The organism is Actinomycetota bacterium (assembly GCA_005888325.1).
GTDB lineage: Bacteria > Actinomycetota > Acidimicrobiia > Acidimicrobiales > AC-14 > AC-14.
This window is the reverse complement of the sequence record VAWU01000012.1, coordinates 1-7858: the sequence shown is the minus strand read 5'-3', so window position 1 is coordinate 7858 and position 7858 is coordinate 1. Positions and strand designations below refer to the sequence as shown.

Genomic DNA, 7858 nt, shown 5'->3' with positions numbered 1-7858 from the left:
TCGATGCCATAAGCCCATCGCCACGTCACCCGCATCGGATGATTGGCAATGGGCAAGCCAGCTCGAATTCATCACCGTGGGGTGACGCCCGCCTCCGCTTCCTCGGCCACTGTGGTCGGCATGTCCGCCCGTTTCACAGTCGTCGACCGCGGGATCGCGCAGCTCCTGCGGCTCGTGCTCGCCGACGGTTGGTCGATCGAGCACGCAGCCGCAGAGTTGCGCCGCCAAGTCGATGATCCGCGGGTATGGCAACGGATGGCGGCGCGGGTCGACCGCGCCCGCGCCGATCGCCCCTCTGCGATCGCGAACCGAGCAGCACTGACCTTGAGTGCCGCGATGAGGACGTCAGCCTGCGCCGAAACAGATCTGTCTTAGCCGCCAACCTCTGCGGTCGCCGTCCGGTGTGGCTCCGTCGCGACCACGCGACCGTCCGGTTCGGTGAAGAGGCCGACGGTGAGGATCGCCTCCCGGAGGAGAGCTGTGCATCGATGGTCGGGCCCTCTGAGGCGGTCCCAAACGACGATGAAATCGCGCATGATCTGTGGTGTTGTTTCGAAGACTCGAGCCGCGCGTGCCGAGTCTGTTATCCGCTCGCCCACCACGCGCCCCGCGGCGTTGAGCGCGCACCCGTTCCAGGTCCCGCGCTTGAGGCTCCCGTTGTTCGTGGCGGCATAGAGCGCCTGCTTTCCCTGCGAGCTCAACGCGAGGAGCACCGGCACCAAGGGGTTCTGCGCCGCTGAGCTCGTCGTCTGCCGACGAGAGAAGATCCGCATCTGTACTTCCTCCTGTCTCGCGCGCCTGTCGTGAGACTCAGCATCGATTTCGATTGCCCAGACCGGCGTCACCCGAACGGGGTGAAACCGCCTTCGACACGGCCTCGATGGCGCGAGCGCGCCGACGCCAACCGCGCCGAGCATCCGGGCGCTTGACGCCCGGAGCTCGTCGCGGTCGGCGGGGGGTCTCGCGTCTACAGGCAACCTGCCGCGGAAGATCAGGCAGTAGCGAACACGTCGCGAAGGCGCTCTTCCTGCTCGCTGGAGAGATTGCTGTGGATGAGCTCCGCGTGGGTGGCGGCAAATGCGTCGCGCACCTTGTCGAGGACTGCGTCGCTCGTCAGGACGAAGAGGGCCGACGTACCCGGCTCGATTCGTGCTCGTAGGGAGGCGATGAAGTCGTCGTCGATCCCCACATCGGCGAGTGAACCGCCGATGGCACCGGTCAAGGCGCCCATGGCCAAGCCGAGCAGGGGAACGAAGAACAAAAGCCCGAACAGCAGTCCCCAGAAGGCGCCACCAAGGGCCCCGACACCGGCGAGGCCCTGTAGCTGGCGCGTCTTCGGGCTCTTCTTGTTGCGCGGCCAACTCACGATGGCCGCGTCCTCCACGGAGATGAGGTCTTCCTTGGCGAGATGCTCCAGCGTCGCTTCCGCGCGGTCCGCGCCGTCGGGACTGTCGAACTTCCAGACCGTCAGTGTCGCCACGTCTCCTCCCTGATTCGGCTGATGTCGTCGGCGACCATCGTCGGCCCGTCACTTACTCCGGGCGTCACTCCGCGGGGGTGAATCGCGCAATGCGACGGAGTCGAGTGGCAAGGATCATCCGCGACGGGTGAGGCCAGTTCCAGCCCGCGTCGAGAGAGTGAGACGAGGTCCCACCGGCGGGCAGAGGTGTCGACACGGCGACGATGCCGATCAGACTCGGAGGGAGCTGCCCATGACGACGCGGCGCCTGAACGACACCGGTGCCGAAACCACCACTCTCGGCGCTGAACTCGATGACGGCCACCACCAGCGCAAGGCACCCCATGAACAGCCGCGCCGCCGAAGTTGGTGGCGAAGCACCCTAGTGGTCACGCTCGTGCCGGTGTGTGGGCCCGTCGAAACTTTCTCAGCACCGATCGTTTCGTGGACCGCGTTGGCCCGTTGATCGAAGAGCCGGCCGTGCAGGACGCCCTCACGGCGCGCCTCACCGATCAGATCATGACGCTCATCGACCCGCGTGGGCTGTTCGAGGAGGTCCTACCGGAACGAGGGCAGCTCCTTGCCGTTCCCTTGACGAACGCGGTCGAGGGGTTCGTGCAGGATCGCGTGCACTCGTTCATCCGATCCGACGCGTTCGCTCGACTCTGGGTTGTCACCGTCACCGTTGCTCACGAGCAGGCGGTGGATGTGCTCAAGGGCAGGAGCGATGTGGTGAAAGCCGGCAAAGACCAGGTCCAGTTGAATCTCGTGCCCGTCGTGGATGCCGTGTTGAAGCGGCTCACCGCGGCATCACCCCAGATCTTCGGCCATGAGGTGAACCTTCCCGACATCAGCGTCGAGGACGTCCCCGACGAGGCGATCGCTCGCCTCAACCGCGCGCTGGGCGTTCAGCTCGACCGCGGGTTTGGCCAATTCACGGTCTATGACAAAGGACGCCTTGCGGCGGCACAGCAGGCCGTCAAGCTGTTCGATCGTTTTGTCGTCCCCCTCCTCGTCGTCGGCCTCGCCTTGGGAGGTTTGGCGCTGTGGCTCTCGCCCCGTCGACGGCGTACGTTGCTCCAGTTGTCAACGGGGCTGGCGATCGGCATGGTCCTCATCCGGCGTGTGTCCTTCCGTGTCCACGACGAGATCGCGTCGCTGCCGCCGACGGCGCTGGGCCGTCGCGCGACGTCGCTGACCGCGGAGCAGTTCCTCCATCCACTGACGACCTTCGCGCTGTGGGTGCTCCTCGTGGTTGCCGTCGTGGCGGCCGCGGCGGTACTGAGCGGGACGTATCCGTGGGTCGTCTCGGTGCGGCGCCGGACCGCCGCGCTCTGGACTCGTGCCGTCCCTGCGACCGGCGACATTGCCGCGGACGACACCGCGGTCGTGTGGGTTCGCGCTCATAGGGACGGCTTGCTTGCCTGCGGCGTACTCGCTGGTCTCGTCGTGCTCTGGAGCGCAAGTCTTTCGTGGGCGGGCTTGCTCCTCGTTCTGGGTCTCGTCGGCGGCTTCGAGGCAGCGGTCTACCGGGTCGGGGCGCCGACGCAGCCGTCGTGAACCGCCGCGGCGCGGGTGCCCACCAGCGAACCGCCGACCGGGCGCTCAGGACATGGACACAGGCGACGCGAAGCCGGGTGGACGGCAATCGCGCAACGGGGCGTGGCATTGACACACTCCTCGTCATTCGCTCGCGCGACCGTGCCGTGGCGGGCAATCTCCTCGCCAGCGCAATCGCCTACCGCCTCTTCTTCTGGATGCTGCCGCTCGCGCTCTTCGTCACTGCCGGGTTGGGCTTTGCGGAGGCGTCCAGCAGCGGGGAGTCGCAGCGCGTGGCCGGCGACATGGGTTTCGGCAAGTCCGTTGTCTCAGTCGTGGCCAAGGCCTCGGACCAGGCGGAACGGTCGCGTTGGCTTCTCCTCGTGTTCGCGCTCGTGGGTCTCTACACCGCCGGCGCCGCGGGTGCCAGAACGCTCGTCGCGGTGCACCGCTTCGCATGGGCCATGGGCCCCCGCGTGCCCGCGAAAGGGCCGATGCCGCCCGCAGTATTCACGGGACTGTCCTTCGCGATGATCGGGCTTACGGCAGGCGCCCAGTATCTCCGTCAGGCGGCGCCGGGCTTCGGCTTGGTCGCCACCGTAAGCATCGTGGTCGGGTATACGGCGCTGTGGCTCGCCATCTCGATCGCGCTCCCTCACGGCGGCGCACCCTGGACGCGGCTCGTGCCCGGTGCGCTGTTTCTAGGTGCAGGTGCCGAGCTGATGCACCTCGTGAGCGTGTACTACCTGTCAGGGAAGATCGAGAGCTCGAGCGAGCTCTATGGCGGACTCGGAGCGGCGGCCACTTTGCTCCTTGGCTTGTACCTCGTGGCTCGTCTGATTGTGGCCGCCGCGCTCCTGAACGCCACCTTGTGGGAACGGGCCGAATCGCGCTCGTCGAACACGCCGCGAGATTGGGTCTCGGCGGACGGCCGGCCCGCGGAGTTGGTCACGCCGAGCGGATCACTCGGTCGGGGTGAAGAACGTGGCGTGCCTCCGGACACAGCATGAAGGCACGGACGAAAGGACGCCGCGATGTCTCGATACAAGACCCTCCGCACGTGGGCATATGCATTGGTCGCGTTCGGTCTGGTGAGCGTCGTGTCGTCCACGTTGGGCGTCATCTCGTGGGCGATCGCGGTCAACGGCGTCTGGAACACGCTTGCGGTGATCATGTTCGGCGCTCCGATCGCCCTCCTCCTGGCGACGTGGCCAATCGCCCTCGGCGAGGCCTTGAGGGCGCTCGCGGACATCGGTGACGCGATGTCGTTCGAGTCACTCACGACCCCCAGTTCCGCCCCGTTGTGAGAACGGCTGGGCACCCGCCGACCGGCGGTCGACGGGGCTGACCCTGAACCAGTTCTGAGAGGTGCGCATGGTTGCCCGCGAGCATCATCTCGCCGTCATGTCGTTCTCCACCAAGGTGAGCGTGAGCGAGGCTCTCGCCCTGATCGATCGGCTCGAGCGTGCCAATTCGCTCGCGATCGTCGAGGCCGTGCTCATCGAACGTGAGGACGACGACTCGCTTCACGTTACCGGGCTGTCCAAAGCGACTGGGGACGAAAACGACCTCAACGCGTTGACGTGGCTCATGCGCGAAATGCTCGAGTCTTCACAACACTCCTCGGAAGCGGGGCGTCAGACCGCGCATCTGGCTCGTTCGGGGGTAAGTGGGAGCTTCATTGTCGAACTTCAACACGTGCTCCCCACTGCGACCGTGTGCCTGGCCCTCGTCGTGTCTGGACTAGACGTGACAGCGGCAGTTACCGCGCTTCAAGGGTTCGACGAGACGAGGCTCGTCTACGGCACGCTGCCCGTTCGTGCGCTTTCGAATATTCCGCTGTCTCACTTGCCAGCGTCAAGCCCGTGATACGCGCTTCAGGCATGCGCGGGTTTGGACGCACGACTCGATGCAACCCTCGCTTCTGGCTCGGATTCGAGGGTGCGCCGAGCGTCAGCGTTCTCGCGTCGTTCGCTCTCTGAAACACTTGGCCACGTCAGACCGAGGGTACCGATGACATCGACAAGGATGGCCGCGACCATCTCCTGCATCACGTGCTTGCGATCTGCGGGTATGACGTACCACGGCGCCCACGGAGTGGACGTAGCTGTGAGCGCGGCCTCATAGGCCTGCATGTACTCATCCCAATGCGCGCGCTCGCGGACATCGGCTGCACTGAACTTCCACTGCTTGCCGGGCTCATCGAGGCGTGCGAGAAATCGCCGCCTTTGTTCATCTCGCGAGACGTGGAGGAAGAACTTCACAATCTTCGTTCCATTTCGATCCAAGTGTCGCTCGAATGCGTTGATGTCCTCGTAGCGGTTGCCCCAGAACTCAGCGTCGCGATCGTCGGCGGGAAGGCTCTGCCGAGCGAGCCATTCAGGGTGAACGCGCAGTGCGATGACCTCTTCGTAATGCGACCGGTTGAAGATGCCTATCCGGCCACGGGCGGGGACCGCGTTCGAGATGCGCCATAGGAAGTCGTGCTCGAGCTCCTTGGTCGACGGTTGCTTGAACGAAACGACCTGCACACCTTGGGGGTTCACGCCCGACATCACGTGCTTGATGGTCGAGTCCTTTCCCGCGGCATCGATGGCCTGGAAGACAGCCAGGAGCGCGTACGTGTTGCTCGCCCACAGCAGCTCCTGGGCGTCGGCGAGCTGCTCGACGCCCCGGGCGAGGGCGGCCCTTGCGGTTGCATCCAACGTCTCCGAGGACAGCTGCTCGAACTCCGGGCCGCCCGTCCAAGCAGGGTCCCGCCCAGCGATGTCCGCCCGGGCGTCGGGCTGGACGAGCAGCTTGGTGATCAGCCGTTGTCTTGTGTCCACAACCGCTCTCCTTGGGCCAAGCCTGTGTCTCAGCTGCGCCCGCTCACCGCGTTCGACGCAGAGTGGTGCGCGGGCGGAAGATGCTGCCGAACGGCGTCGCTCAGCCAGTCGCGAGCTATCCGCTCCACCAGCAACGGGACGTACGTTTGGAAGCGCGCGTCGTCAAAACGGGAGGCAATGTCGGCGATGAGACACCGCACGACTTCCGGCGGCACATCCTCGCTGAATGCAGCAGTCAGCCGTCTCTCAACGACCGCGAGCTCCCCATCAGTTGGAGTCTCGCTCCCTGTCGCTGCCCACGTCGCGGTCATTTCGCTTCGGCCGTCGTAAGGAGCTCACGAGAGAAGAGCTCAAGGGCGGTACGAGTCTTGGTCATTTGTGATCCGGCAAGATCGACGCCGCGCCCGCCGAGAAATGCTCTCAGCTCTGCGGCTGCCTGGAACGCATCGCCGGGTGTGCACTTCGTAGACAACTCTAAAATTCGTGATCCGTCCGGATAGTTCCAAAGCTCGGCGACCAGGCGACGCTCCAGACCCCGTGGTGAGAACTTGAGCTTGAGCACGTTGATGGGGCCGAGGCAGGTGAGATCGTCGAGGCCGACACCATCTGGCCCGTGAACGGTGAAGAGTGCCCGTTGCGCCTTGGTGAACAGCCGTCGAATCGGACGCCGTCCGGCCAGCACGTCCCGTACGTCGCCTTGCTTGAGCCGAGCCTTCATCGAGGCCGAGCAGACGAACCCGCCTGGCATGGCGTCGACCTCGACGCCGAAGGCGGGCGATCGGCGCAGGGAAGGCGCCAGGTTCTCCGGAACGACTGGACGAAGCTTCACGACGGAGTCGTCTGCCTTGCGCTGTACTCGCCGCGCTCGCACGACCACGCCGTGGCGATCCAGGACGAGGTCCGGGGTGTCGAAGAAGACGACCTGTCGGACCTCGGCGTCGAGGGGATCCATTCCGAGCGCGGTCACGGCGGACCGACGGTTCTCATCGGCCACGCTGAGCTTCAGCTCGACGGTGTCCGCGCCCTTGATGAGCCGAAGGAGCTCAGTGAGTTGCTCTGGGGACAGCGTCTCTGACGACTTGTCCTGCTTGGTCACGACCCCTCGCTCTCGCCCCGTGTTGGAACGCGGTGACACCGGTGCAGCCTTCATTGACGAGAGGTGTATCACGGCACCGACGTTCGAGAATCACCCCAATCAGGTGACCCTTGGCGCAGACTGGACGCCGACGCTGACGATTGCAGCCGCTCACTGACCGCGAGCCGTGAAGGTGCACGTCGGCGCGCTCGGTCACCCCCCGTGGGTGACGACGCCGTCCAACTTCGAACCTAACGTCCTGCCGCGAAGCGCGCGGGAGGTGAACGGCATGAGCTACCTGTCCGTCGCCGATCACCGATTGGTGACGCTCGGGTGAGCGGCGGTCGTCGGGACAACCGGGGCTTGACCCGCCTCGCGAACCTGGGAACGACATGAGCGGCGACGGTGCTCAGACGCGACCGTCGCCGGGCTTGCGGAGGATGCTCGCGCCGCTCGCGCTCGCACAGTTCATCTGCAGCTTCGCCGGCTCGAACATGAACGTGATGATCAACGACATCAGCAAGGACCTCAACACGACCGTGCAGGGCGTTCAGACCGCGATCACGCTCTTCTTGCTGGTCATGGCGGCGTTGATGATCCCCGGAGGCAAGCTGACGGACCGGTGGGGCCGCAAACGGTGCTTCACCCTCGGGCTCACGCTGTACGCCATCGGCGCGCTGACGAGTGCGATCGCCCCCGGTCTCGGAGTGCTCGTTCTCGGCAACTCGATCTTGGAAGGGGTCGGGACCGCCCTCTTGATCCCGCCCGTGTACATCCTCACCACGATGCTCTTCCCCGACCTCACATCGCGTGCGCGGGCATTCGGCGTGATCAGCGGGATGGGAGGAATCGGGGCAGCCGCGGGGCCCTTGATTGGGGGACTGATCACGACGGCGATCAGCTGGCGCGCCGCGTTCGTCTTCCAAGCGCTGATCGTCGTCACAATAGCCTTGCTCG

The 7858-nt window shown here is 65.5% G+C and carries 9 protein-coding genes; 5 read left to right on the top strand and 4 right to left on the bottom strand.

The genetic code is table 11. The features are described from left to right. Positions 1 to 371: 371 nt before the first annotated feature. Together E6G06_02075 and E6G06_02070 are read right to left on the bottom strand one after the other, a co-directional pair. Complete coding sequence (locus tag E6G06_02075; GenBank protein ID TML93483.1) at positions 372 to 845, bottom strand: hypothetical protein; 474 nt, start codon at positions 843 to 845, stop codon at positions 372 to 374. A gap of 146 nt (positions 846 to 991) precedes the next feature. Next, on the bottom strand, positions 992 to 1480 hold the full coding sequence (locus E6G06_02070; protein ID TML93482.1) for a DUF1269 domain-containing protein: 489 nt from the start codon (positions 1478 to 1480) through the stop codon (positions 992 to 994). A 423-nt stretch (positions 1481 to 1903) separates the two neighbouring features. On the opposite strand from E6G06_02070, the gene E6G06_02065 reads away from it, so the two are divergent. From E6G06_02065 to E6G06_02050, 4 genes are all read left to right on the top strand, one after another. Continuing rightward, a complete protein-coding gene (locus tag E6G06_02065; protein ID TML93481.1) occupies positions 1904 to 3019 on the top strand; it encodes a hypothetical protein in 1116 nt (371 codons plus the stop codon). A gap of 146 nt (positions 3020 to 3165) precedes the next feature. Further along, on the top strand, positions 3166 to 4008 hold the full coding sequence (locus E6G06_02060; GenBank protein TML93480.1) for a hypothetical protein: 843 nt from the start codon (positions 3166 to 3168) through the stop codon (positions 4006 to 4008). Positions 4009 to 4032: 24 nt separating this feature from the next. Further along, positions 4033 to 4305 (top strand): hypothetical protein, encoded by a 273-nt coding sequence (locus tag E6G06_02055; GenBank protein TML93479.1) that lies wholly within the window; start codon positions 4033 to 4035, stop codon positions 4303 to 4305. Positions 4306 to 4366: 61 nt separating this feature from the next. Next, positions 4367 to 4867 (top strand): hypothetical protein, encoded by a 501-nt coding sequence (locus tag E6G06_02050; protein TML93478.1) that lies wholly within the window; start codon positions 4367 to 4369, stop codon positions 4865 to 4867. An 8-nt stretch (positions 4868 to 4875) separates the two neighbouring features. Here the strand turns inward: E6G06_02050 and E6G06_02045 are convergent, their stop codons facing one another. Next, positions 4876 to 5826 (bottom strand): polyphosphate kinase 2 family protein, encoded by a 951-nt coding sequence (locus E6G06_02045; protein TML93477.1) that lies wholly within the window; start codon positions 5824 to 5826, stop codon positions 4876 to 4878. A gap of 307 nt (positions 5827 to 6133) precedes the next feature. Beyond that, on the bottom strand, positions 6134 to 6922 hold the full coding sequence (locus E6G06_02040; GenBank protein TML93476.1) for an adenylate cyclase: 789 nt from the start codon (positions 6920 to 6922) through the stop codon (positions 6134 to 6136). 371 nt (positions 6923 to 7293) lie between these two features. On the opposite strand from E6G06_02040, the gene E6G06_02035 reads away from it, so the two are divergent. Beyond that, the coding region (locus tag E6G06_02035) for an MFS transporter (protein TML93475.1) at positions 7294 to 7858 on the top strand (565 nt) is incomplete at its 3' end.

What these genes read in the sequence shown, in the direction of transcription:
- E6G06_02055 (TML93479.1), top strand. Translation starts at nt 4,033, where the DNA reads ATGTCTCGATACAAGACCCTCCGCACGTGGGCATATGCATTGGTCGCG.